Source organism: Comamonas sp. A23 (assembly GCF_004522605.1).
GTDB classification, from domain to species: Bacteria; Pseudomonadota; Gammaproteobacteria; order Burkholderiales; family Burkholderiaceae_C; genus Comamonas; species Comamonas thiooxydans.
Genome location: NZ_RSDT01000009.1, coordinates 193,460 through 217,871, shown reverse-complemented (window position 1 = coordinate 217,871; position 24,412 = coordinate 193,460). Strand labels below are relative to the sequence as shown.

The following is a 24,412-nucleotide window of genomic DNA, read 5'->3' as shown; positions in this document are numbered from 1 at the left end:
ATCTTTTACTGGCATCCCTTCTCTGACCGCCTTCACTACGACAGGAGACAAAGCCCATGCAGAAGACCTATGCGATTGCCTTGCCGCCTCTTTCCCTTAGCGCCCTTGCGGTGCTGGCGGCCGCCGTGCTGACCGCCTGCGGGGGCGGCGATGGAGGCGAGCTCAATGCCAAACCCGGTTACCTGGGCACGGTGCGGCAGCAGAGCTATGACGGCAGCAGCGATGACCTGCTGACCGCGGGCCTGGGCAAGAGCGGCCTGGCCGTGGCCACGGCGCCGGGCTTTGCCAGCGCGCTCCAACCCACGGCGGCCGAGCTGCGCCGCCTGGCCATCTACACCAATTACCGCGCCATGCTGGACATGACTGCGGCGGGCGGCTACGGCACGCTCTACGGCCCCAATGTGGATGCGCAGGGCCGGGTGACGGCCGGCGAAGGCAGGATTGCCGGCACCGAGTACATCGCGTTCTCGGACGACGGCACGGGCCGCAAGAACGTCACGCTCATGGTGCAGGTGCCGGCCAGCTTCGATCCCAGGAAGGCCTGCATCATCACCGCCACGGCTTCGGGCTCGCGCGGCGTGTACGGCGCCATCACCACGGGCGAATGGGGGCTCAAGCGCGGCTGCGCGGTGGCCTATTCCGACAAGGGCACGGGCGCCGCGCCACATGACCTCATGAACGACACCGTGCCGCTGATCGACGGCACGCGCAGCACGGCTGCCGCAGCGGGCAAGCAGGCTGCATTCAATGCAGGGCTCACGGCTGGCGAACTGGCCGCCTTCAACACTGCCACGCCCAACCGCTTTGCCTTCAAGCATGCGCACTCGGGCCAGAACCCAGAGAAGGACTGGGGCCGTACCACGCTGCAGGCCGTGGAGTTCGCCTACTACGTGCTCAACGAGCGCTATGGGGACCGCAATATTCTGGGCGAACGCCTGCGGACGCTCAAGCCTAGCAACACCATCGTCATCGCGTCCAGCATCTCCAACGGCGGCGGCGCGGCGATTGCCGCCGCCGAGCAGGACTCGCAGGGGCTGATCAACGGCGTGGCCGTGTCCGAGCCTGCGGTGGAGTTGCCTGCCAGCCCCGGCGTGACCGTGCAGCGCGGCGGCACGGAACTGCCTGTGGTGGGCAAGACGCTGGTGGACTTCACGAGCTATGCCAACCTCTATCAATCCTGCGCCTCGCTGGCGGCATCGGTCAGCGGATCTCCCTATGCGGCTGCGTTTGCTGCGGGGTTTGCCAGCACGGCTCTGCCGATTGCGCCCAACCGCTGCGCGGCACTCAGGACTGCCGGCTTGCTGAATGCCACGACCACGGCGGCCCAGGCCGAAGAAGCTTTGCAGAAGCTGCGCGACTATGGCTGGGAGCCGGAGTCCAGCGAGCTGCACGCCTCGCTGGCCGCCTTTGAGGTGGCGCCCGCCGTGTCGGTCACTTTTGCCAACTCGCTCTCGCGCGCCAGCGTGAAGGACAACCTCTGCGGCTACAGCTATGCCGGTGCGACGGCTGCGGGCGCAGTGACGCCGTTGGCCCCAGAGGCGCTGGCCAGCATGTTCTCCACGGGCAACGGCGTGCCGCCATCGAGCGGCGTGCAGCTCATCAACAACAAGGGCAAGTTCGGTGCCGCGCGCGACTTCCTCTCCGTCTCGGTGAACTCGGGCCTGGCCGACTGGAACACGCCGGGTGCGCTATGCCTGCGCAATCTCGTCACGGGCAATGATGGCGCCGCCAGGGCGCTGCAGGCCGGTGTCGACGAGACAAGGCGCAACGGCAATCTGCAGGGCAAGCCGGCCATCATCGTCCATGGCCGCGCGGATGCGCTGCTGCCCGTGAACCACACGACGCGGCCCTATGTGGCGCTCAACCGGAAAGTGGAAGGCGCTGCCAGCAAGCTCAGCTATGTGGAGGTCACGAATGCCCAGCACTTCGACAGCTTCATCGGCCTGCCCACCGTGCTGCCGGGTTATGACACGCGTTACATCCCGCTGCATGTCTATCTGAACCGCGCGCTCGATGCCATGTATGACCACCTTGCCAACGGCAAGGCGCTGCCTCCCAGCCAGGTGGTGCGCACCGTGCCGCGTGGTGGCAACCCGGGCCAGGCACCGGCCATACAGCCAGCCAATCTGCCGCTGATTGCCGGCACGCCGGCAGCGGCCGACAGGATAGAGGTCAGTGCCGGAGCCATCCGCGTGCCGGACTGATACGCATGACCGGCCGGTGGCTACGGCTGCCGGCTGACTACCGAAGTTGATAGCTGATAGCGCTTATCACATATGCGCTGGAGGCCTTTTTGATGCTGAAACCTGCCATGCCCAACCACTGCGCTTCTGCGGCCATCGTGCCGGCATCCTGCTATGCGAGCTGCGCTGGCTACGAGATTCATTACCTTGACTGGAAGCCGCAAGGCCCGACCAAGGCTACGGTGATCGCCTGGCATGGCCTGGCACGCACGGGGCGCGACATGGATGCACTGGCGCAGTTTCTTGCGGTGCAAGGCTATCGCGTCATCTGCCCGGATACGCTGGGCCGCGGCCTGAGCCAATGGAGCCGCAACCCGCGCGAGGAGTATCAGCTGCGCTTCTATGCCCGGCTGGCACGCGAGCTGATGGATGCGCTGGCGCTGCAGCAGGTGCACTGGGTAGGCACCAGCATGGGCGGAGCGATAGGCACGGTCTGTGCATCCGGCCTGTTCGAGCCGGATCTCAGGCAGCGCATTCTCACGCTCACGCTCAACGACAATGCGCCCGAACTGGCCGAGACTGCGCTGGCCCGCATCAAGAGCTACGCGGGCCGGCCGCCGGTGTTCGACACCGTCGCCGAACTGGAAGGTTTTTTCCGCGCGGCCTACAAGCCCTATGGCTGGCTCAGCGATTTCGAGTGGCGCAAGCTGACCGAGACCAGCACGCGTCGTTGCGATGACGGCCGCGTCACCCCGCATTACGATCCGCGCATGATCGAGCAGTTCACCGAGCATGACAACGACTATCTGCTCTGGGATCACTATGACGCGCTGCAACTGCCCGTGCTGTTGCTGCGCGGCGAGGAGTCCGATCTGGTGCTCAAGCCGGTGGCCGAGCAGATGCAGCAGCGTGGCCCCGGTGCTCGAGGTCTGCTGACCTGGCTGGAGGTGCCGGACTGCGGCCATGCGCCGGCGCTCAATGTGAGCACGCATTTCGAGGCCGTTCTGTCCCATCTGCACCAGGCTTGACGCGCAACAACCTCGCAGCTCCGGGGATGTTCGCGTCTCGCTAGCATTGGTGGCTAACCCTGGTCGGGGTAAGGAGCGTGGGTCATGGGTTTTGTCGTGGATCTGATTCGGGAATACGGCTTCGGCATTGTCTTTCTCAATGTGCTGATAGAGCAGCTGGGCGCGCCCATCCCGGCCTATCCGGTGCTGGTGGTGACCGGAGCGCTGGAGGGGGGCAGCCTGGCACGTCTGGGCTGGCTCACCGTGATTGCGGTGGCCGCAGCGCTGATAGCCGATGTGCTCTGGTACCACGCTGGCAGGGCCTATGGGCACAGGGTGCTGGGACGTATCTGCCGCATTTCGCTCTCGCCCGATGCCTGCATACGCCAGACCGAGTCCGTCTATGGACGCTGGGGTGCCAAGTCCCTGCTGGTGGCCAAGTTCGTGCCGGGCTTTGCCTCCATTGCCAGTGCGCTGGCCGGTGTGGTGGGCACGCCGCTGCGCACCTTTGTGTTGTTCGATACGCTGGGGGCCCTGATCTGGGTGGGCTCGGCGGTGTTTCTGGGCTCGCTGTTCAGCTCCACGGTGCAGGATCTGCTCGATGTGCTGACGGCGCTGGGCAAATGGGGGCTGCTGCTGCTGTGCGTGGCGTTCGCGGTCTTCGTGGCGCGCAAATGGTGGCAGAGGCAGCGCGTGGTGCGTTCGCTGAAGATGCCGCGCATGTCGGTCGAGGAACTGGCAGGGCTCAACGCCCAGGGCATCACGCCGACGGTGATCGATGTGCGCGAACCCCTGCTCTTCGGTCAGGGTCATATTCCCGGAGCCAGCTCCTGGCTGGAGCATCAGGGCAAGGGCAAGGCGGCCTACGAGCACTTGCTGCCGCGCGAGCGGCATGAGCATGGCCTGGTTGTGTACTGCGACTGTCCCGACGAGATCTCCGCCGCGCGCGTGGCCCGGCAATTGCAGCGTGCGGGATTTCACAACGTCCGGCCATTGTCCGGTGGCCTGACGGCCTGGGAGGCAGCGGGCTTCGAGCTGGAAAAGCCCCGGGCCTGAGCAGGCGCCAAAGAAAACGCCCTGACCATTCCTTGGGCAAGGCGTCGAGCGGATCGAGGCGCTTATTTGCCGGCAGGCATGGAGCAATGTCCGCCCTGTGCTGCCTGGCCGGAGCCGGCTGCGATCAGCGGCGCTTCAAAGCGCAGGTCGATGGCCGGCGATGTATGAAAGTCCCAGGCCAGAAAGACGAGCAGGAGAGCCCAGAATAGGGTGCGCAAGGTGCTTGGTGAGGTCATGGTTGTTCCTTGCTCAGAAGCCGAAATGGCGGCGGATGCGCAGGCCGAAGATGGTGCCTGCAAATGCCAGTGGGACCCAAATCCAGCCGTGGATGGAGCCGGTGGAGATGCCCGAGAGCATGGCGCCCACATTGCAGCCGAAAGCCAGGCGCGAGCTATAGCCGAGCACCAGTCCCGCCACCAGGGCCACGACCCATTGCGTGCCTGTCAGTGCCTTGGCTGCCGCGGGCTTGCCGGCGGCAATCCACAGTGCGCCGCCCAGAATGCCGATATTGGTGATGCTGGTCACGTCCAGCAGCACGGTCTCGTGCAGGCGTGCCGCATTGCCGGGCTGGCTCCAGAACCAGTTGCTGGCCAGATCGACGGCGCCCGTGGCGTTGACGATCTTGGCGGCCCACAGACCAAAGCCGTAGACCACGCCCCAGGGCTGGCCCGCAATGATCAGATTGAGCGTGGCCAGGATGGCCAGCAGCACGGCGCCGACCAGCCATTTGCGCACCAGCAGCGGCTTGGCCGGGCGGTTCAGGGCGGCATTGGCCTTTTTCACATACAGGGCCACGCCTGCCGCTATCACGGCCAGTGCGACCAGCGTGGCGATCAGCGCTGGAGCCCAGCCCCATTGCGTGACCAGACCCACGGGTGCCGTATTGCCCAGGTCCAGCCACCAGCCCAGGTGCAGGCTGCCCAGAAAGCTGCCGATCGCGAACAAAGGCAGTATGGCCGCGTTCATGGGAATGCCCATGCCGGCTTTGTACAGCGTGCCGCTGCCGCAACCGTCGGCGATCTGCATGCACAGGCCGAAGACAAAGGCTCCAACCAGCAGGCTGATGCTGGGGGGGCCGAGAGCTGCCGTCAGCTCGGGGAAATGGCCCAGCAAAGGCATGGCCAGGGCTGCAGCCAGCGCCAGCAGCAGCAACTGGCCAAAGATGCCGCTGCCGTCCTTTTCCTCGACCAGCATGCGCCAGCCCGTGGTGAAGCCAAAGCGCTTGCCGGCCAGCACCGCGCCCAGGCCTATGCCCACAGCGAACAGCGCCGCCTGGCGCACCGAGACCGACCACAGCAGCCAGCCAAAGAAAACGGCCAGCAAGGCCGTTATGGGAAGTCGTTTCATGTATTTTTATGGAATTGATGGGTAAGGACTGCGACGCACTTTCCGCAAAGGGCATGCACCCAGATCAGATACAACGAGCAAAGGCCGCCCTGCAGCGAAGTTGTTGTCCCCCTTGGGGGCGCCCGGCTTGGGGAAGGCGCGAAGCGACTCAGGGGAGTCATTTAAAAGTTTTTTCCCACCATTTTTGGGCGTCATAGGCCAATGACTGGGCGCGGCCTGGCTGGTTGGCCATGCGCGGCGCGTCCTTGGATTGCGTCCAGTCCACCATGGAGCCCGCATACAGCTTGACATTGGGCAGGCCGGCCATTTCGGAGAGGCCGAACCAGTCGGTGGCCGCCCAGTGACCGGTGTTGCAGAAGGCCACCATGTCCTGGCCTTGCGGGCGCTGGACCTTTGCGGCGATCTCCCTGGCCTTGGCGGTATCCACGAACTGCGAAGTACCTGGCACAAACCACTGGTTGAAATCCAGCTGCTGGGCGCCGGGCAGGGTGCCCGAGAGCTTGGCGGCGGGCGCACGGGTCTTGCCCAGATAGAAGGCGTCGGGACGCGAGTCCACCAGAGCCGCGTTGGAGAGGTCGAGATGCCTGCCCACGTCCTGCTGGGTGGCCAGCCAGCTGGCGTCAAAGGTCGGTGCGTAGCTGCTGGGTGCGATCTGCGTGCGGGTCTTGGCCAGGGGCTTGCCTGCGCCTTCCCAGGCCTTCATGCCGCCGTTGACGATGGACAGCTCCTGGAGACCCAGGCTTTTGAGCGTCCAGTAGACGCGGGCCGTGGCACCGAAGTCCGTGGCATCGGCACCGCTGGAGATCACGATGGCATGCGTGGCTGGCGTCAGGCCCAGGGACTGCACCAGCGCCACCAGCTTGGCCTGGTCGGGCAGCTCGCCGGGATTGGTGGCGGGGCCGCGCCATTTGCCGTAGGGGGCGTTGGCGGCCTGGGCGATATGGCCGGCCTCGAAGGCTTTGGGGTCGCGGATATCGATGAGGCGGACATCGGCCTGCTGCAGCAGTGGCTGCAGTTGCTCGGGGTTGAGCAGGGGTTGGGCTGCGAGCGCCCAGGCGCTGGTGCCCAGGCCCAAGCCCAGAACCAGCGCATAGCTTGTCAGAGAGTTTTTCATGGCAGGAGTCGGCAAAGCCGATTCGTCAGGGGCATGGCTATGCCCAGGGCCTCTATTGTCCGGCCTTGCCGCGACAAGGCCAACCAAGAAAAACTTGTCTGCTTATTGCCTGGGGTCATGAACCCGCGAACAAACAGCGTGGTTTCTGATAAATGTGATTGAAAGTGGCTGAGTCGCTTTGTGAGTAAGCGATTGCGGCTATCAATATTGAATGGTCATGCGCTTTGCCCGGACGGAAACAGCTCCTGCACTGCCCGCCGGATGCCGCCATAGCCCGTACAGCGGCAAAGGTTTCCGCACATCTGGGCCTCGGCCTCGGCGGCTGTGGGGCGAGGCTGCTGCTGGTGCAGCCAGCTCATGCTCATGACCATGCCGGAGGTGCAATAGCCGCATTGCACGCCGCCGCAGCGCGCCAGCGCGTCGCGCACGGGTTCGCTGGCGCTGTCCTGTGCCACGGACTCGATGGTGCGCACGGTCTGGCCCTGGATCTGATAGGCCATCAGCAGGCAGGCATTCACGGGCTCGCCGTCGAGCCAGACCATGCAGGCGCCGCAGCGCCCCACTTCGCAGCCGGGTTTGGCCCCGGTGAGGTGCCAGTGCTCGCGCAGCAAGGTCAGCAGCCGGGTATCGGGGCTGCAGCTGGCGCTGACCGGCTGGCCGTTCAGATTCAGCTGCAGCACAAAAGCCGAAGCCTCCTTTGCGCTGGCTGCGGGTGGCTTGCCGCCGTGCTCCGGGATGTGGGTCATCGTCATGGTGTGGAGGACTCCGCGCCCGCCTCCAGCAGCGCGATCACACGCTCCGGGGTCATGGGCAGTTGGGTGATGGGGCGCTGCAGTGCGGCGGCCAGGGCATTGGCCACTGCGGGCAGGGCCAGGTTGACGCTGATCTCGCCGGCTCCGCGCGGTCCTATGGGATCGCCCTCGGGAAGGTTCTCGATCGCCAGCACCTGCATATCAGGGGCATCGGCCAGCGTGGGGATCAGATAGCCGTCGAGATTACGTGCCTGGTAGTGGCCGTCCAGGCAGGCCAGCTCCTCCTGCGTGCCCATGGCCAGGCCCATGAGGGCGCCGCCTTCCATCTGGCCCAGATAGCCCTGGGCCGATGCCACGGGGCCCAGCGCCGTGCACATCACCAGCCGCTGAACCTTGACCATGCCGCTCCAGCTGTCAACGCGTACCTGGGCAATGGCGGCGCAGGCTCCGAAGACGAAGTGGGTGTCATGCGCGTTGCCCGCCGGGTCCTCTGCGCGCAGGTCTAGGGAGATACAGGGCGCTTGTTCGCCCGATGCCTTTGCCAGATCGGCGTAGCTCAGGCACAGGCCCGCAGCGCTTTCCAGGCCCCATGCGCCGCAGCGCAGAGGGATATCGGGCAGCAGTCTTGCGGCGGCCAGGAGCAAGGCTTGCTGCCAGGGCCGGGCCGCCTCCTGCAAGGCGCGCCATACCAGCGTGGTGGCACGTGAGGCGGCCACCGGGCCCGAGTCGGGCGTCAGCCGGGTATCGCCCAGCACCGGCCGGATCGCGTCGGCTGCGCAGCCCAGATGCTGCGCGCCCAGGCTCTGTATGGTTCCGACCAGGTTCTGTCCCAGCTCGGTGAAGCCACAGCGCAGCTCGATCGCACCGTCGGCGGCCAGGGCCAGCTCCATGCGGCAGTCGCTGGGCCCACCCTTGCCAAAGCCGTCACTGCGGTGGATCAGCGTAAGGCCCACGCCGTGCAGATGGCGGCCGTCCGCGCTGGCCCAGCGATGCGGCCCGCGCCACAGCGCTTGCTGGCGGGCGACATCGAGTGCGCGCTGGGGGCCGTCAAACGGCACGACATGCTGGCCGAGCGGGCCGGGTGCTTCGGGAGCGGCGAGATTGAGGGCGCGAAATGCGTCAGCCGTCATGCCGACCATTGCAGCCAGTCTGTCCATCTGCTGCTCAAGTGCAAATTGCACTTGCACGGCACCGAAGCCGCGAAACGCACCGGCGATGCCGTTGTTCGTATAGGCCAGCCTGGCGCCGAGGTCCAGTGCCAGATACCGGTAGGGGCCGGGGGCATGTTCGAGAGCGGCATCCAGCACCTCGGGGCCATGCGTGGCATAGGCCCCGGTGTCTGCCACTATCTGCACCTGGTGGTAGGTAAGCCGCCCCTGTGCATCGCAGCCGGTCTGCATGTCGATCTGCATGGGATGTCGCTTGACACCCAGATCCACAGATTGTGGACGTGTCAGGTGCAACCGCACTGGGCGCTGCGTCCTCCAGGCCAGCAGGGCCGCAATCGGCTGAATCGTCAGCTCGTCCTTACCGCCATAGGAGCCGCCCACGGGCGTGCCCACGGCATGCACTCTGTCGTGAGGCAGGCCCAGCATGTCGGCGATGACCTGCTTGTCCCGCGCGGGGTTGTGGCCGCCGAAGAACAGGCGCAGGCCGCCCGCGCCATCGGGCTCGGCGACACCGCCTTCGGTCTCGAGAAAGGCATGCATCTGGCGTGGCGTGACATAGCTGTCCTGCACCCGGTGCACTGTGCTTGCCCGGGCCGCAGACATGTCGCCCTGGCGGTGGCTGGCGGCATGCAGCAGATTGCCACCCTGGTGGACCGGCTGCTCGGAGGCCGCCGTTCCGTCAAGGGCTGCGACCGGGTCGCAGACTGGGGGCAGGGGTTCGTAGTCAACCCGGATCAGCGCCAGAGCCTGGCGCGCCGTCTCCATGTCCACGGCCGCAACGGCGGCGACCGGGTCGCCCACATGGCGCACCTTGTCGATGCAGAGCACGGGCCGGTCCACCTTGCGCAAGCCGTAGTGCTTGAGGCCCGGGATATCGGCATGGGTCACCACGGCATGGACGCCTGGCAGGGCTTGGGCGGCGCTGGTGTCGATGCTCAGAATGCGCGCATGGGGGTGGGGGCTGCCGAGAATCGCTGCGCGCAGCTGGCCCGGCTGAATGCGGTCGCTCAGAAAGCCCGGGTTGCCGCCGAGCTTGGTCCTGGCATCGGGCCGGGTCGGTAAAGCCTCAAGGCTCAGCTCGCGGATGTGATGAGGGGGGGGGAATTCCATGATGGTTCAGGCCAGCAGCCCGCAATGTCCGGCAATCAGGCGGCTGGCAATCCGGGCCAGATCGGGAGGCAGGCTTTGCTCGCAGGTGGTGCGTATATCGCCGAGGGAGGGACGGATCTGCAACTCCTGCGCATAGCTCAGCAGCTTTTCCGTGGCTTGCAGGCGGTGCACGCCTATGCCAGGGGCCGCCGCAGCAATGCGGTCCAGGTTCAGGCGCTTTTGTGCATCGCTCCAGCGCAAGGCCATGCGCAGGCGCGCGGGGGAGAATGCCGCGCGATAGCCGACTTTCTCGAACACCAGTGGCCGTGGCTCCATCACATCGCCGCGCGGCAGCAGGAACGACAGCATCAGAGGCCGGTCCATGAGCTTGAGCGTCTGCGCCAGCGACTGCAGGTTGCCGTCCGTCAACTCGACCTGCGCATCCATGGCCAGCAATACCGGGCAGCAGTCGCCTTCGCCCCAGCCTATATTGCCGCCCAGGGTTCCCAGGCGGCGTATTCCCATGGCCCCTAGCTGATCCAGGGCCTGGACGAGCACGGGGGCGTGTTGCTGAACCCAGGGGTGACAGCGGACGGCCTCCAGCCGCATGCCTGCACCGATGTGCAGGTATTGCGGGCCGAGGCTGATCTGCTGCATCTCGGGCCAGTGCATCACATTGATGAAATGCGTGGTCGACGGCGCCAGGCGAGGCTCTGCCCATGACTGCTGCAGCAGCGTGCCCCCGGCGATGAAGCAGGCGGCATCGCCGAGCTTGCGGGCCAGGGCCTGCGCGGCCTGGGGTGACGAGGGGTGGGTGAGCAGCATGGCAGCCTCCTGCGGGCGTGGTCCTCAGCGCTGCGCCCAGAAGGCTTGCTGCTGGGCGGCGATCTCGGCCTCCATCTCGGGTACGGGGCCGATCAGCTCCACGGCCTTCTGGCAGTGGTCGAAGACATAGCGCGACGAGACACTCATGGTCGGGTTCTCGCCATGGCTGCCAGTGCATTCCAGCAACCGGTGCTCGGTCATGCCGAACACGATGCGACCGATATTGGCCCAGTAGGCCGTACCGGCGCACATGCAGCAGGGCTCCACATTGGTGTAGAGCGTGCAGCTCCATAGAAACTCGGCCGTGTAATTGGTGGCCGCCATGCGCGCCAAGGTCGATTCCGCGTGATTGACGGTGTCGATATTGCACTGCTCCATGAGCACGGTCTCCTGATCGGGGCCCACCAGCACGGCACCGAAAGGGTGGTGGCCCATTTGCGTGGCGCGCTGGGCCACGGCCTGGGCGCGACGCAGATTGCGCTGGATTTGTTCGGCAGAGGGCGTCAGGCCCTGCGGGGGGAAGTTCTGGTCTGTCATGGCGGCGGTCCTTGTGTTGATCAGGCGGGAGTGCTCTGGCTCCAGGGAAAGAGGCGCTTGTGCAACTGCTGCACGCCACCATAGAGCAGCAGGCTGCACAGCACCAGCAGTGCCAGTGCGGCAAAGGCCACGGGCACCTTGAAGGAGGAGGTGGCAAACAGGATCAGATAGCCCAGGCCTTTTTCCGCAGCCACGAACTCGGCGACCACGGCGCCCACAATGGCCAGCGTGATGGAGACCTTGAGGGCCGAAAACACATAGGGCACTGCAAACGGCATGCGAATCTGCCAATACTGGCGGCTGGTGGTGGCGCGCAGCGAGCGCGACAGCTCCACCAGCTCTGCCGGCACCGAAGCCAGGCCCAGGGCCGTGGAAACCACCAGCGGGAAAAAGGCAATCAGCGTGGTGATGACCACGCGAGGCAGCAGGCCTGCACCCAGAGTGACGACGATGATGGGGGCGACGGCCACGATGGGGGTGGACTGGATCACCACCAGCCAGGGCATGATGATTTTCGAGAGCAGCTGCGATCGCGTGATGGCAATGGCCAGCGGAATGGCCAGTGCGATCGCCAGCGCATAGCCTATGAGCGCGACCTGCAGGGTGGCCGTGACATGCTCCAGCCAGCGCTGCAGCCCCATCTCGGCAGCAGAGCGCCAGATCTGGCTGGGAGCGGGAAAAATGTACTCGGGTATATGCGCCAGGCGGCAGGCGCACTCCCAGAACAGCAGGACGGCGAGGAAAACCAGCAGCGACGCATGGCGTTGTATGAGGGCAGACATAGGGGGCCTCTTGGGGCTGCGGGAGGATCTTCAGGTGTGTGCGGGGTGTTTGCTGAAGACCTGGAGACGAATCTCGTTGGCCATTTCGGTGAACACGGGATCGGCCAGGGTGGCCATGCTGCGCGGGCGTGCCAGCGGCACATCGATGATGTCGGCCACACGGCCCGGGCGGGCGCTCATGACCACGATGCGGTCGGACAGCAGCAAGGCCTCCTGGATGGAGTGGGTCACAAAGACCACGGTCTTGGGGCGCTCGTTCCAGATACGCAGCAGCTCCAGGCTCATTTCGTCGCGTGTGAGTGCGTCCAGCGCCGAAAAGGGCTCGTCCATCAGCAAGATGTCCGGGTCATGCAGCAAGGAGCGTGCAATCGCGACGCGCTGCTGCATGCCGCCCGAGAGTTCGTGGGGGCGCTTGTGGCCGAAGTCCCTGAGACCGATCATCTCCAGCAGTTGCTGGGCGCGGGCCTCCTCCTTCATTTCCACATGGCCGTATTTGTGGCGCATGGGGAAGGTGATGTTGTCCAGCACCGAGAGCCAGGGCAGCAGCGTCGGCTTCTGGAACACCATGCCGATCTCGTCGCGTGGTTCGGTCACGGGCAGATCGAAGATGCGCACCTCGCCACTGCTGGGGCGGATCAGGCCCGCAATCAGCCGCAATATGGTGGACTTGCCGCAGCCCGAGGGGCCGATCAGCGAGACGAATTCGTGGCGGCGCAGATGCAGGTCCACGCCTTGCAGGGCCGTGACAGGGCTGCCATCGCTGGAGACAAAGGTCTGGGTGACCGCGTTCAGATCGATTACGTATTGCATGGCAGGCGATCAAGGAAAGAACAAGGGCGGGAGCGCGAGGGCGGCGCTGCGCCGCCCTCACATGGGATTTACTGGCTCAGAAAGCGGCGATCCACCAGCGTTTCCGGGTCGACCTTCTTGAGTTCGTAACTCATGGACTGGGCCACCCAGCCCCAGGTGGCAGCCAGCAGCCGGGGCTCAAATTTGCCAAGGCCGTCGCGCTGGCTGATCTCGTTCCTGAGCAGCGGGATGGAGGCTTCAAATTCGGCCTTGACCACGGCTGTGTCGGCTTCGGGCACCTGGGCCTTCAGCGACTCGGCCGCCTTTTGCGGGTTCTGGATGGAGAACTCCAGCGACTTGCCCAGTGCCCGCACGTAGCGCTTGAGCACTTCGGGACGTTCCTTGATGGTCTTGTCGCTGGCCATGACGGACCAGCCATAGCCGTCCAGACCGAACTGCGTCCAGGGCAGGACCGACAGCTCCTTGCTGGCCTGCTTGAGCACGGCGCCGAAGGCCGGAGCCACGGTCACCCAGTTGATGGTCGCGTCCACGCGGCCCTGGGCCAGCATGGGAGCCAGTGTGGCCGGGTCCGACTTGATGACCTTGATCTTGCTGGCGTCCACGCCGTTCTTCTGCAGCACGATGGGCCACAGGGCATTCGATGAGGAGAAGGTGGGCATGGCCACCGTCTTGCCTTCCATGTCCTTGAGGTTCCTGATCTTGCTGTCGGCGCGCGTGAACAGTGCATCGGGCTGTTTGGAATACAGCGACATCACGGCCTTGACGGGAATCCTGCCTTCGGCTGCGGCCATCATCAGCGCCGAGATGCCGCCAAAACCCACATCGGCAGAGCCAGAGGCCACCTTGGTCACGGCATCGGCCGAGCCCCGGCCGGGAACGATCTTCACGTCCAGGCCTTCGTCCTTGAAAAAGCCTTGCTGCACGCCGGCATAGACAAAGGACTTGTCGCCCCCGGGCAGCCAGTCGAGCTGCACCGTGAGCTTGTCGGCCGCCTGGGCTGCTGCGCCACAGGTGACGAGCATGGCGAAAAGGGCGCAGCGTTTGAAGTGGGTGGTGGGACGCGTCATGAATAACTCCTGAAGAATGCGAGTTCGGGGTAATTGGTTGCTATACATTGATGAGCGGCATGCGCAATCTCATAAACGGTTTCGATTGAATTTCATCTAGAACTGGCAGCAAGGCGTCGCTCAGGGCCTGAGGGCAGGCCAGTTGGGGCACATGGCCGCAATCGAGGCTGATGCGCCTGGCGCCAGGCGTGAGCTGCTGCATGCGCTGCTGCAGCGGCAGCGTCACGGAGCGGTCCTGACGACATTCCACATAGATACGTGGCACCCGGCCAAAACGCTCGGCGCTGAGCCGGTTCACCATGGATCGGCCCGCTTCGGGCTGGACGCAGAGACGGCTGGCCGCCTTGAGCGCTGCGGTTGGAGGGCAGTCATGCAGGAACAAATCCATGGCGGCTTCGAGCGGCACGCTGCTGGCATTGCGCTGCTCGTTCCAGGCCAGATGCGGGCCTATGCCCTGGTAGTCAAAGCCCGGATCGGCAGCGCGGCATTGCGCGATCACATCGCCATAGCTCATGCCGCTGGGCAGCATCATTCCGGCCAGATAGACCAGGGCGCTGACCCGCTCGGGGGCTGCCTGGGCGACCTGAGACGCCGTCATGCCGCCACCGCTGTGACCGACCACCACGGCAGGGCCGTCCAGCGACTCCAGCACGCGCAGTACATGGGCGGTGTAGCCGTCGAGATTGGCGCAGCTGTCGTCTTCGGCGGCGGCATCGTTGCCCGGCAGATTGACGGCAAGCACCTTCCAGCCTCGGACCTGCAGCAGCGGCGTCCAGGCCGCAAAAGCCCAGCTGCCTTGCCAGGCCCCGTGGATCAGCACCATATTGCGTGAGCTTGTCATCGCGGCCTCCGTCAACCGTAGGTGCGGCGATAGCATTCGATCTGGTGCTGCTCCACCGTGACGGCCGGGTATCTGGGCTGCTCGCCCTCGTCCAGGCAGGTGGGAATGCATTCCACCTTGTGCAGCGGATTGCCCGTGAAGAAAAAGGGCACGGAATAGCGTTCGCGACCCGAGACATTGATGACCCGGTGCAAGGTGGAGACATAGCGGTCGTTGGTCCAGCGCGCGAACAGATCGCCGATGTTGACGACGAAGGCGCCGGGCACGGGGGGCGCGTCGATCCAGCTGCCGAGGTCCTTGTCCCAGACCTGCAGGCCGCCTGCCTCGTCCTGCAGCAGCAAGGTCACGCCGCCGAAGTCCGTGTGCTCGCCGCAGCCTTTCTCGCCGGGTTCAGGGTTGGCGGGCTGGGGCGGGTAATGCAGCAGGCGCAGGGTCGCGGCGGCCTCCTTGAGATAGCCGTCGAAGTGGCTGACCGGCACGCCCAGGGACAAGGCCAGGCCGCGCACAATGGTCGCGCCCAGGCTGTAGGCGGCCTGGTAATAGTTCTGCATCACGGCGCGGAAGTCGGGCAGGGTTTCGGGCCATTGGTTGGGGCCGGTATTGAAGCGGCCGGCCAGCACGCGCGCATCGTTGGCCGCGACCTCGGCACCGGCGTAAAAGCTTTCCTTGAGATCGGGCGGTGCGCCGCTCTCCAGCGTCTGGGCGCGCAGCGGCTCATAGCCGCGATTGCAGCGAGAGAGCTTTTTGTCCACGGCCAGCTTTTCGGCCATGGGCAGGTCGAAGAAGCGCTGGCTGGCGGCAAACAGGCTGCTGATCAGCGCCGGGTCTATGCCATGGCCGGTGATATAGAAGAAGCCGCGCTGTTCGCAAGCTTGGCGCAGTTGCTCGGCCACCAGATGCTGATCCACAGGGTCATGGCTGTGCAGGCCGCTGATGTCGATGAGGGGGAGGGCAGAGATGCTCACAAATGGCGTCCAGAAACTGAAGAACTGGAGTCAGTTTAGAAAGCGCAGCCCGTGCTGGATAGCGCAGCTTTTGCTGCGGGGTGATCTAAAAATGTGAGCGCTAGTCGCTGATGGGTAAAGCGCTGCACGGCATTGGTGCATTCGCAAAAAGCGATGCGCACAATGCCGGTGCAAGCGTAGGAGAGGGCGGGCTCAGCTACTGGCGGAAGCCGCCGTAGCGGCGGCCTGCGTGCGGGCCACCCATTCACGCAGGGCGACGCTTTCCTCGTCCTCGCGGCTTTCTATGGCATCGGCCGCGATGCGGTTGAAGGCGTCGAGTGCCGATGGCAGCGTGCGTCCTGCACGCACATAGACGCCGAGTTCGGAGTACAGCGTGGTGGGCGTATCCAGCGGCACATGGACCAGCCTGCCTTCGCGCAGCTCGCGCTCCAGTCCCAGCCTGCTCTGGAAGAAAATGCCCACGCCGCGTTCGGCAAGACTCTTGGCCAGCTCGATGGACGAGGTTTCCAGCAACACCTGCAATGCACGCTTGTGGTGCGCCAGCAAGGGCTGTAGCAAGTCGTGCATGGAGAGTTCGGGCGTTGGCAGAATCAGCGGAAAGGCCGCGCATTGCGCAAAGTCCACGCGCTCCAGCTGGGCAATCGGGTGCTTGGGCGGCACGATGGCACCCAGCGCAAAGCGGCCCATGGTGCATTGGCGCAGATTGTCGTGGCGCTTGACGGAAAAGCCTATGCCCACGTCCGCATCGCCCTGAATCACGGCCTGTGCCGCCTGCTGGGAGCCGCAGGTGCGCACATGAATCTGAATCGTGGGGTAGCGCCTGTGCATCTGCGTGAGCACGGCCGGCATCAGGTCGGCGTTCAGGCCTTCCACGGCAGCCACGCTGACCGAGCCGCGACGCACGCCGCGCAGCAGCTCCAGCTCGGTGCTGAGGCGGTGCTCGTCCTGCAGCACCGTGATCACATGGCGCGAAAAAACTTCGCCGGCGGCCGTGAGCCGCAGGCCCGAGCTCAGGCGCTCGAACAGCGGGCTGCCGATTTCGTCCTCGAGTTGCAGCAGTTGGCGGTTGACTGCTGATGACGCCACATGCAGATGGCGTGCGGCTTCGCGTATGGAGCCGCAACGGCGGATCATGTCGAAATAGCGAATGGAGCGGGCGTGAATATGCATGCTGCCGGAGGCAGCATATGCCGTGCCAGTTCGCTGGATGGCCGCCTACTGCGGCGCACCGGCCGCCTTGGCGTGCTGGGCGCGGGCCTTGAGATCGACATCGTCCTCGCGCCCGGTGGGCCAGCCTTGCATATGCTGCTGGGCAATATCGCTGAGGGCGGTGATCCAGGGCGCACTGTCGTTGAGGCAGTCTATGTACTCGAACTGCTGGCCGCCCGCATGCAAAAAGGCCTCACGCGCTTCCTGCTTGATTTCCTCCAGCGTCTCTAGGCAGTCGCTGGTAAAGCCGGGGCAGACCACGTCGACGCGCCGAGTGCCAGCCTGGGCCATGGCAATCAGCGAAGGCTCGGTATAGGGTTCCAGCCATTTGGCCTTGCCAAAACGCGATTGGAAGGTCACCAGATACTGCTCGTTGCCGAGCTTTAGTCGCTCGGCCAGCAGGCGTGCCGTCTTGTGCGATTCGCAGTGATAGGGGTCGCCCAGATGCAGGGTGCGCTCAGGCACACCATGAAAGCTCATGACCAGCTTCTCCCCGCGACCATGGCCGCGCCAATGGGCTTCTATGCGCTGTGCCAGCGCTTCGATATAGCCGGCATCGTCGTGGTAGCGGTTGACGAAACGCAGCTCGGGAATATGGCGCTGGGTCCTGGCCCAGTCGTAGACGGCGTCGAACACGCTGGCCGTGGTCGTGCCCGAATACTGGGGGTACAGCGGCAGGATCAGGATGCGCGTTGCGCCGTCTTTCTTGAGCGCATCCAACTGGGCCGCAATGGACGGCGTGCCGTAGCGCATGGCTGGCAGCACCAGCACATTGTGGCCCCGCTCGCCCAGCCAGCCGCGCAGCAAAGTGGCCTGGCGTGTGGTCCAGTGCAGCAGCGGGGAGCCGTCTTTTTCATGCCAGACGGTGGCGTACTTGGCGGCCGACTTGGCCGGACGGGTGCGCAGGATGATGCCGTGCAGAATCGGCCACCAGGCGAGCTTGGGAATCTCGACCACACGATCGTCACCGAGAAACTCCGCCAGATACGGGCGCACTGCGGCGGCCGTGGGCGCGGCCGGCGTGCCCAGATTGCACAGCAGGATGCCGGTGCGTGCGGATTGATCGTGACGGAAGCGGGGTTCGGGCGCAAAGCGTGATGGCATGGCGCAATTGTGTCAGCTAATCGGATAGGCGCAGCCGCTCTGCGGCATTAGCCGGGGAGCTATTCTTCGGGACATGCAACCCCAAGACACCACCGCCTCAGCCATTGAAACCCTTCAGCGCCTGCGCCACAGCGGCCAGATTCGTGCCATCAGCCTGGATCTGGACGACACGCTCTGGCCCATCTGGCCCACGATTGCCAAGGCAGAGGCTGTTTTGCTGCAGTGGCTCGCGCAGCATGCTCCCGCTACGGCCGAGCACCTGGGCGATACAGACAAGGTGCGCGCCCTGCGCCATGAAATCGTGACCTTGCGCCCGGATCTGAAAGCCGACCTCAGCGGCCTGCGCCGCGAGTCCATCCGGCTGGCGCTGAGCCGTGCCGGTGACGATCCTGCCCTGGCCGAACCGGCCTTTGACGAGTTCTTTGCCGCTCGCCAGCGGGTAGAGCTGTTTGACGACGCCTTGCCGGCGCTGCAGTTTCTCTCGCAGCGCTGGCCGGTGGTGGCCCTGTCCAATGGCAATGCGAATGTGCATGTGGTGGGGATAGGCGAGCACTTCCATGCCTCGCTGTCTGCCAGCGGAGCCGGCATGGCCAAGCCCGAGACGCGGTTTTTCCAGGCCGCAGCCGATGCGGCTGGCGTGGCCCCCGAGCATGTGCTGCACATCGGCGACGATGCGGAGCTGGATGCCCGAGGCGCCATGGATGCGGGTATGCACGCAGTCTGGCTCAACCGCGGGCAGGTAGCATGGCCTTGCGTGGGAGCTGAACCCCACGTCACAGTCGCCAGCCTTTGGCAGTTGTGTCAGGGGCTGGCAGATCGTTGACCGGGACGAGCGGGAGCAGTGCGGGTCAGCGAACAAGGACCGCCTATGCCTACCTGCCTGTCTGCCTGTCTTCACACGCCTCCACTGGCACCTGTGCGAACCATTGCCTGGAGCAGGCCTCTGGTGTGGTTGTCCAGAGCCTTGCAGGACATTTCTAACGCTCCGTTAATCAGTCTGGCGCATGGTCTTGCCTTGATCCTGATCGGTGCAGCAATCCTGACCCTGGGGCACAATCGCTTCTGGTTGATGGCAGGGGCCTTGTCGGGCTTTCTGGTGGTGGGGCCTCTGGTGGCCACCAGCCTCTATGCCGTCAGCCGGGCCATGGAGCGCGGTGAGGTGGCAGACTGGGGTCTGATCCGCCGCACCTGGACGCAGTGGCAGAGCTGCCATGCCACGGGCCGGGGAGGGTACTGGTGCATGGTTCGGTTCGGCGCCTTGCTGGCGCTGGCCGCCACGGGCTGGGTGCTGATTTCGGCATCGCTGATCACTGTGATGTCGCCCGTGCGCGTGCAGACCCTGCAGGATTTCATTGCGCATGTGGTGCTGGCCAGGGATGGTCAGCTATTTGTGCAATGGATGGCTTTGGGCAGCTTTCTGGCTGCTCCGATTTTTGCGTCCAGCGTGGTGGCCATGCCGCTGATGCTGGACAGGCGAGTGACCGTGCGCCAGGCCGTGTTGACCAGTTGGTCCGTGGTGCTGGCCAACCCTGGCCCTATGGCCTTGTGGGCGGCGCTGATTGTGATGTTGACTTTGCTGGGCCTTGGCAGCTATCTGCTGGGGCTGGTGGTTGTGATGCCCCTGCTGGGCCATGCCAGCTGGCACGCCTATCGAGACCTGGTGGATGCCTCTGCATTCCCCGCCAGAGATGACGAGATAGTGCCTGCCGTCTGAGCGCTGCGCGACCAGGGCCTGGCAAAGGCTGTAAGGACCTGGTTGTCGTGATATTCGGATATACGGAAGAACAGCTTGCCCACTTTTTCCTGACCTGGGGCGTGGGCGCCTTCATCTTGTTCATGGTGTTCATCATCCTGCAGCTGGCGCGTCAATCCAAGGCAGGCAAGTTCGGCACCTTTGTGATCTTTCTGGGCCTGGGTGTGGGCTTTGTAGGCTATCTCGCCAAGATCATCATCCAATGGTGGATAGAGAGCCGCTGAGCCGATACATGGGGCGGCCTGACCGGCTCACTACTCGAGCAAGGTCCGCCCCGCAGCGAGAACCTTTCCCCTTCCGAAAAGAAGGGGGAAGGAGCGGTGCCTCAGTGGGTTAACCCGGTTTCACCTGTGCGCGCTTGAGCACTTTTTGCCAGCGGTTCTGCTCGGTGGCGATGAACTGGGCAAACTGCTCCGGCGTGCTGCCAATGGGCTCGGCCGCGTCGCCCTGCAGGCGCTTGAGTGCATCGGGCGCCTTGACGGCCTTGGCGCACTCTGCAGCCAGCTTGTCTACATGGGCGCGAGGCAGGCTGGAAGGGGCCAGCATGCCGTACCACTGGGTCATCTCGAAGCCCGAAAAGCCCTGTTCGGCCACCGTGGGCACATCGGGCAATTGCGGCAGGCGCCTGGTCGAGCCGGTGGCGATGCAGCGCACCTTGCCGGCCTTGATGAAGGGCAGCAGCGCGGCGGCGCCGACCGAGGCAGCATCAAGGCGGCCCGAGAGCAGGTCGGTCATCATGGGGCCGGTGCCGCGGTAGGGCACGTGGAGCATGAAGATGTCGGTCGTCATTTTCAGGTATTCGAATGCCAGATGCCCCGCGCTGCCGTTGCCGGCCGAGCCATAGCTGAGCTTGCCGGGGTTCTTCTTGGCATAGGCCACCAGATCGGCAATGTTCTTGACGGGCAGATCGGGGTGCACCACATAGAGGCTGGGCACCTTGGCCAGCAGGCTCACGGGCACAAAGTCCTTTTTAGGGTCCCAGGGCAGCTTGTCGAAAATATAAGGGTTGACGGCCAGGGTACCGATATGGCCGAGGATGACCGTGCTCTGGTCATCGGCGCGAGCCACCTCCTGCATGGCGATATTGCCCGCAGCGCCGGGCTTGTTGTCCACGAATACGTTCTGGCCTATGGTCTTGGACAGCTCTGCGGCGGTGGAGCGGGCCACGATTTCAGAGCTGCCGCCAGGCGCAAAAGGCACGACAAAGCGAATCGGGCGGCTGGGCCAGCCGTCATCGGCAGCGCGGGCCATGCCGGGCAGCAGGCTGCTGCAGGCCAGGGCTCCGGCGCCGGTCAGCAGATGGCGGCGCGAGATGCTCAGAACTTCGCGAGTGGACTTGTCGAACGTGGATGCCATGTTGTCTCCGTTGCTTTTTGGCTTTTGGCGGCTGAGAGATTGCCTCTTCGGCCATGGTTGCAACTGTGGCTGTCAAATCGCTGTCAAACCTGGTGCAGCAGGACTATCCAGGCATCAGGATTGTGCTGATAGGGTTTGCTCTAGAGCTGCTCACCCTGGTCCATCCGGACCAGTTCGTCGGCTGCCGTTATCCCGCAACGCACCGCGCCTTCCAGCGTCGCCGGGTAGGGCCCATTCAGATAGTCGCCGCAAGCCCAGAGGCCATGGCCCAGCTCCACGCCAGGGCGCTTCACGCCGGGTCGGCAGGCAAATGTGGCGCGCTTTTCAACCACGGTCAGCACAGCTTGAATGTCCTGCCAGCCCAGTTGCTGACGGGCTTGTTCCAGCACCTGCTGCTCCAGGGCTTGGCGGTCCGTGCGGCAGTCGCTGACGACAAAGGCCATCAGGCCTTGCTGGGTGTCATCTGATGGCTGCAGGTGCCCGCGGTCAAACACAAACTGGGCTGGAGCCTGCTTGCCGGGTTGCAGTGCCTGCCAGGGCAGCCCGGCGGTAAGGCGATGGCTGGTGCGCGCATAGACCGTGGCAATGGCCGTGTGCTCCAGCGCCTGCGCGGTCTGTGCCCAGTGCTGGTAAGCCACCGCGTCGCGGGCGGGCAGGCGCTGGTCTTCGGCCGCCAGCAGGGCCAGGCGGACGGCTTCCTGAGGTGGGCAGGCCAGCAGCACGGCATCAAAGCGCGATTGCTCCAGCTCCGCGGCAATGGCTGGATTGGAGCTGCGCAGCAGCCATTGCCGGCCCTGGGGGCTCAGCTCCTGAATGCGGTTGGCCGTATGCACCGCATGGCCGCGGCCTTGCAGCCATTGCGCAGCCGGGATGGGAAAGAGAGCGCCAAGGCCGCAGCGTGGCACCAGAAAGTGCGAGCCGCCCGTGCCCGCGAACAGCGCATCATGCAGCACGCGCAAGAAGATGCTGCCGCTGGCCTGTGCGGCTGGCAGATTGAGGGCCGAAACGCACAGCGGCTCGATGAATTCGTCGAGCAGGCGCATTGGCAAACCGCTGCAGATATCGGCAACGGTTGCAGCCTCTGCGCAGCGAAAGCCCTGAACGCGCCAGCGCAGGGCACGGCCCAGCAGGGCGGCACGTTCGCGTAGCGACCAGCCGTTGGCTGTGGCAATGCCGATCAAGGCGTCCAGCGGCGCCGGCAGGTCGGGGAAGGACAGGCCGTTGCCATCGGCGTAGCGCATGGCCAGTGGCCTGCGCAGCAGGGCTTGCTCTGGCGCCGCGCCCACGACACGCATGAGCCGCAGGCATTCGGCATAGGCGCCGATCAGAATGTGCTGGCCGTTGTCGGCGATGGTGCCGCCCGGCAGCTCCAGATTGCGGGCCCGGCCACCCAGCTGGCGGCCGGCTTCGAAAACCGTGGGCCGATGACCGCTGAGCGAGAGCTGTACTGCGGCAGCCATGCCGGCCCAGCCGCCACCGATGATGGCAACTTGCATGGCGCGCTTACATGCGTCCCAGTGCCTGCATCTTCCAGACCAGCCAGAACTTGCGCAGCGGCGTGAGGCTGATGCGCTGGTGCAGCACCTGGAAGTTCTCGGACTCGATTTCGCGCAGCAGGGTGCGATAGATGCTTGCCATCATCAGGCCGGGCTTTTGTGCGTGGCGGTCGGCATCGGGCAGCAGGCCAAGCGCCTTGTCATACAGACTGTGGGCACGCTCGGCCTGAAAGCGCATCAGCGCCGTGAAGCGATCCGAATACTCGCGCTTGTTGATCTCGTGGGCCTTGACGTCGAACTGCTGAAGCTCGCTGATAGGCAGGTAGATGCGCCCGCGCATGGCATCCTCACCCACGTCGCGGATGATATTGGTCAACTGCAGGGCCTGGCCCAGGGTGTGGGCGTATTCGGTGGTGCGCTCCTCGGTCTGCCCGAAGATGCGGGCGGCAACCTCGCCTACCACGCCGGCGACCAGATGACAGTAGCGCTGCAGACCGGCAAAGTCCAGGTAGCGGGTCTGATCCAGATCCATCTGGCAGCCTTCGATGACGGCCTGCAGATGGCGCTCTTCGATGCCATAGGTCTTGGCGTGAGGCATCAGTGCCTGCATCACGGGATGAGCGGACTGGCTGGTGAATGCCCTGTGCACCTCGGTCTTCCACCAGGCCAGCTTGGTGGCTGCCACGCCGGGGTCCGTGACCTCGTCCACCACGTCATCCACTTCGCGGCAGAAAGCATAGAAAGCCGTGATGGCGGCGCGGCGCTCCTTGGGCAAGAAGAGGAAGGCGTAATAGAAGCTGCTGCCCGAAGAAGCGGCTTTGTCTTGGACGTACTGATCCGGATTCATAGGGGGAGCATTGTCCCATGACGAGGGCGGTTGGCCGACACAACAGTGAAATGCGCGGCATGCGCCTAGTCAGACTTCAAATTCAATAGCGACTTGCGTGGGTCCACCAAGGGATAGGGGCTATCTGTTCGCTCGCATGCGCACGGCTTTCCAGAGCATGGCGACCATGTCGAGCTTGCCCAGTTTGATGCGCTGATAGAGGTTGCGCCCCTGCATGGCGTCCAGTCTGTCCAGAATGCGCAGACCGCCTTGCACGACCAGGCGCAGCTCCCAGCCCGTGCGGCCGGGCAACTGATGTACCAGGGGCGCGCCATGGTGCATGAGGCTGCGGGCCTGGCGGTTGAGCTCGTCGAGCAGGGACTGCAGCTCTGGCGTCAATGCCGCTGCGTCCGGCTTGATGGCGCTGCGCGCAATGCCGTGGCGGGCCAGGTCGGCATCAGGCAGGTAGTGGCGCTGGCGCGGCAAGTCCTGGCTCAGGTCCTGCCAGAAGTTGATCAACTGCAGCGCGGTGCAGATGGCGTCGCTCTGGATCAGTGCCTTGGCGTTGGCCACGCCATACAGATGCAGCAGCAGGCGACCGACCGGGTTGGCTGAGCGGCGGCAATAGTCCAGCAACTGAGCCATATCGCTGTAGCGGTCCTGGGCGGCCGTCATGCGCACGTCCTGTTCGAAGGCGCTGAGCAGGTCGGACAGCAAGGGCTTGGGCAGACCATGGGCCTGGACCTGGACTGCCAGCGGGCCAAAGATATGCGGCCAGGCGGTGCGCATCAGCATGGCGGCTTCGCTGGCGCTGCCCAGCTGCTGCAGATCGGCCGCATATTGCTGCAGCTGTGCGAGGCGCTGCTCGGTGCCATGCTGGCCCTCGTCGGCCAGATCGTCGGCGGTGCGCGCAAAGTGGTAGATGGCGGCGATGGGCGCACGCAGTCGTGGCGGGCACAGCCAGGAGGCGACAGGGAAATTTTCGTAGTGGGTGATGCTGGCCGGCGCGTTGGCGGCGGGGCTCGCTGAGGGCATATGGTTCACGCCACGTATTGTGGACCGGGTGGACTTGCCGGCTGGCGACAGCCCATAAAAAGACGACGCAAAAGCGCACGTGCGTGCAC

The 24,412-nt window shown here is 64.9% G+C and carries 24 protein-coding genes; 6 read left to right on the top strand and 18 right to left on the bottom strand.

What is annotated here, in order from left to right; all coding sequences use genetic code 11:
• Nucleotides 1-56: 56 nt before the first annotated feature.
• The 3 genes from EIC84_RS19490 (at nt 57) to EIC84_RS19480 (ending at nt 4,246) form a co-directional block, all read left to right on the top strand.
• Complete coding sequence (locus tag EIC84_RS19490) at nt 57-2,204, top strand: D-(-)-3-hydroxybutyrate oligomer hydrolase (RefSeq protein ID WP_003068837.1); 2,148 nt, start codon at nt 57-59, stop codon at nt 2,202-2,204.
• A gap of 92 nt (nt 2,205-2,296) precedes the next feature.
• Nucleotides 2,297-3,211, top strand: a complete 915-nt coding sequence (locus EIC84_RS19485) for an alpha/beta fold hydrolase (protein ID WP_003068840.1) — start codon at nt 2,297-2,299, stop codon at nt 3,209-3,211.
• Nucleotides 3,212-3,295: 84 nt separating this feature from the next.
• Nucleotides 3,296-4,246, top strand: coding sequence for a VTT domain-containing protein (locus EIC84_RS19480; RefSeq protein WP_003068843.1), 951 nt, complete (start codon nt 3,296-3,298; stop codon nt 4,244-4,246).
• Nucleotides 4,247-4,308: 62 nt separating this feature from the next.
• Here the strand turns inward: EIC84_RS19480 and EIC84_RS26025 are convergent, their stop codons facing one another.
• The 14 genes from EIC84_RS26025 to hemH all read right to left on the bottom strand — a co-directional run bounded on the left by EIC84_RS26025 (nt 4,309) and on the right by hemH (nt 17,857).
• A complete protein-coding gene (locus EIC84_RS26025; protein ID WP_003068846.1) occupies nt 4,309-4,482 on the bottom strand; it encodes a hypothetical protein in 174 nt (57 codons plus the stop codon).
• A gap of 13 nt (nt 4,483-4,495) precedes the next feature.
• Nucleotides 4,496-5,593, bottom strand: coding sequence for a YeeE/YedE thiosulfate transporter family protein (locus tag EIC84_RS19475; RefSeq protein ID WP_034362948.1), 1,098 nt, complete (start codon nt 5,591-5,593; stop codon nt 4,496-4,498).
• Nucleotides 5,594-5,750: 157 nt separating this feature from the next.
• Nucleotides 5,751-6,707, bottom strand: a complete 957-nt coding sequence (locus EIC84_RS19470) for a sulfurtransferase (RefSeq protein ID WP_003068853.1) — start codon at nt 6,705-6,707, stop codon at nt 5,751-5,753.
• 215 nt (nt 6,708-6,922) lie between these two features.
• Nucleotides 6,923-7,459: a (2Fe-2S)-binding protein gene (locus EIC84_RS19465; RefSeq protein WP_003068855.1), complete on the bottom strand. Its 537-nt coding sequence runs from the start codon at nt 7,457-7,459 to the stop codon at nt 6,923-6,925.
• Nucleotides 7,456-9,738, bottom strand: a complete 2,283-nt coding sequence (locus tag EIC84_RS19460; protein WP_003068858.1) for a xanthine dehydrogenase family protein molybdopterin-binding subunit — start codon at nt 9,736-9,738, stop codon at nt 7,456-7,458. The genes EIC84_RS19465 and EIC84_RS19460 overlap by 4 nt, the downstream gene beginning before the upstream one ends.
• Before the next feature lie 6 nt (nt 9,739-9,744).
• Nucleotides 9,745-10,542, bottom strand: coding sequence for a xanthine dehydrogenase family protein subunit M (locus EIC84_RS19455; RefSeq protein ID WP_003068860.1), 798 nt, complete (start codon nt 10,540-10,542; stop codon nt 9,745-9,747).
• Between the two features lie 24 nt (nt 10,543-10,566).
• Nucleotides 10,567-11,079 (bottom strand): nucleoside deaminase, encoded by a 513-nt coding sequence (locus EIC84_RS19450; RefSeq protein ID WP_003068863.1) that lies wholly within the window; start codon nt 11,077-11,079, stop codon nt 10,567-10,569.
• A 20-nt stretch (nt 11,080-11,099) separates the two neighbouring features.
• Nucleotides 11,100-11,861, bottom strand: a complete 762-nt coding sequence (locus EIC84_RS19445) for an ABC transporter permease (protein ID WP_003068866.1) — start codon at nt 11,859-11,861, stop codon at nt 11,100-11,102.
• 30 nt (nt 11,862-11,891) lie between these two features.
• Nucleotides 11,892-12,671: an ABC transporter ATP-binding protein gene (locus EIC84_RS19440; RefSeq protein WP_003068869.1), complete on the bottom strand. Its 780-nt coding sequence runs from the start codon at nt 12,669-12,671 to the stop codon at nt 11,892-11,894.
• Nucleotides 12,672-12,739: 68 nt separating this feature from the next.
• Nucleotides 12,740-13,738 (bottom strand): ABC transporter substrate-binding protein, encoded by a 999-nt coding sequence (locus tag EIC84_RS19435; protein ID WP_003068870.1) that lies wholly within the window; start codon nt 13,736-13,738, stop codon nt 12,740-12,742.
• 40 nt (nt 13,739-13,778) lie between these two features.
• A complete protein-coding gene (locus EIC84_RS19430; RefSeq protein ID WP_034362951.1) occupies nt 13,779-14,579 on the bottom strand; it encodes an alpha/beta fold hydrolase in 801 nt (266 codons plus the stop codon).
• Between the two features lie 11 nt (nt 14,580-14,590).
• Entirely contained in the window at nt 14,591-15,544 is a 954-nt protein-coding gene (locus tag EIC84_RS19425; RefSeq protein ID WP_003068877.1) for an isopenicillin N synthase family oxygenase, read from the bottom strand.
• 192 nt (nt 15,545-15,736) lie between these two features.
• On the bottom strand, nt 15,737-16,714 hold the full coding sequence (locus EIC84_RS19420; protein ID WP_003068880.1) for a LysR family transcriptional regulator: 978 nt from the start codon (nt 16,712-16,714) through the stop codon (nt 15,737-15,739).
• A gap of 45 nt (nt 16,715-16,759) precedes the next feature.
• A complete protein-coding gene (gene hemH, locus EIC84_RS19415; protein ID WP_003068882.1) occupies nt 16,760-17,857 on the bottom strand; it encodes a ferrochelatase in 1,098 nt (365 codons plus the stop codon).
• Between the two features lie 73 nt (nt 17,858-17,930).
• Here hemH and EIC84_RS19410 point away from each other — a divergent pair, with 73 nt between their 5' ends.
• Genes EIC84_RS19410 through EIC84_RS19400 form a run of 3 tightly spaced genes read left to right on the top strand, consistent with a single transcriptional unit; the run spans nt 17,931 to nt 19,834 of the window.
• Nucleotides 17,931-18,680 (top strand): HAD family hydrolase, encoded by a 750-nt coding sequence (locus tag EIC84_RS19410; protein WP_003068883.1) that lies wholly within the window; start codon nt 17,931-17,933, stop codon nt 18,678-18,680.
• Between the two features lie 45 nt (nt 18,681-18,725).
• Nucleotides 18,726-19,571 carry a DUF2189 domain-containing protein gene (locus EIC84_RS19405; RefSeq protein WP_034362953.1) on the top strand — a complete coding sequence of 282 codons (846 nt, stop codon included), beginning with the start codon at nt 18,726-18,728 and terminating at the stop codon, nt 19,569-19,571.
• Nucleotides 19,572-19,618: 47 nt separating this feature from the next.
• Entirely contained in the window at nt 19,619-19,834 is a 216-nt protein-coding gene (locus tag EIC84_RS19400; protein WP_003068886.1) for a DUF2788 domain-containing protein, read from the top strand.
• A gap of 109 nt (nt 19,835-19,943) precedes the next feature.
• On the opposite strand, the gene EIC84_RS19395 is transcribed toward EIC84_RS19400, so the two are convergent.
• The 4 genes from EIC84_RS19395 to hpnC form a co-directional block, all read right to left on the bottom strand.
• Nucleotides 19,944-20,966 carry a tripartite tricarboxylate transporter substrate binding protein gene (locus EIC84_RS19395; RefSeq protein WP_003068895.1) on the bottom strand — a complete coding sequence of 341 codons (1,023 nt, stop codon included), beginning with the start codon at nt 20,964-20,966 and terminating at the stop codon, nt 19,944-19,946.
• A gap of 140 nt (nt 20,967-21,106) precedes the next feature.
• Nucleotides 21,107-22,462, bottom strand: coding sequence for a hydroxysqualene dehydroxylase HpnE (gene hpnE / locus EIC84_RS19390; RefSeq protein ID WP_003068897.1), 1,356 nt, complete (start codon nt 22,460-22,462; stop codon nt 21,107-21,109).
• A 7-nt stretch (nt 22,463-22,469) separates the two neighbouring features.
• On the bottom strand, nt 22,470-23,309 hold the full coding sequence (gene hpnD, locus EIC84_RS19385; protein WP_003068899.1) for a presqualene diphosphate synthase HpnD: 840 nt from the start codon (nt 23,307-23,309) through the stop codon (nt 22,470-22,472).
• Nucleotides 23,310-23,429: 120 nt separating this feature from the next.
• Nucleotides 23,430-24,323 (bottom strand): squalene synthase HpnC, encoded by an 894-nt coding sequence (gene hpnC, locus EIC84_RS19380; protein WP_003068900.1) that lies wholly within the window; start codon nt 24,321-24,323, stop codon nt 23,430-23,432.
• Nucleotides 24,324-24,412 lie beyond the last annotated feature (89 nt).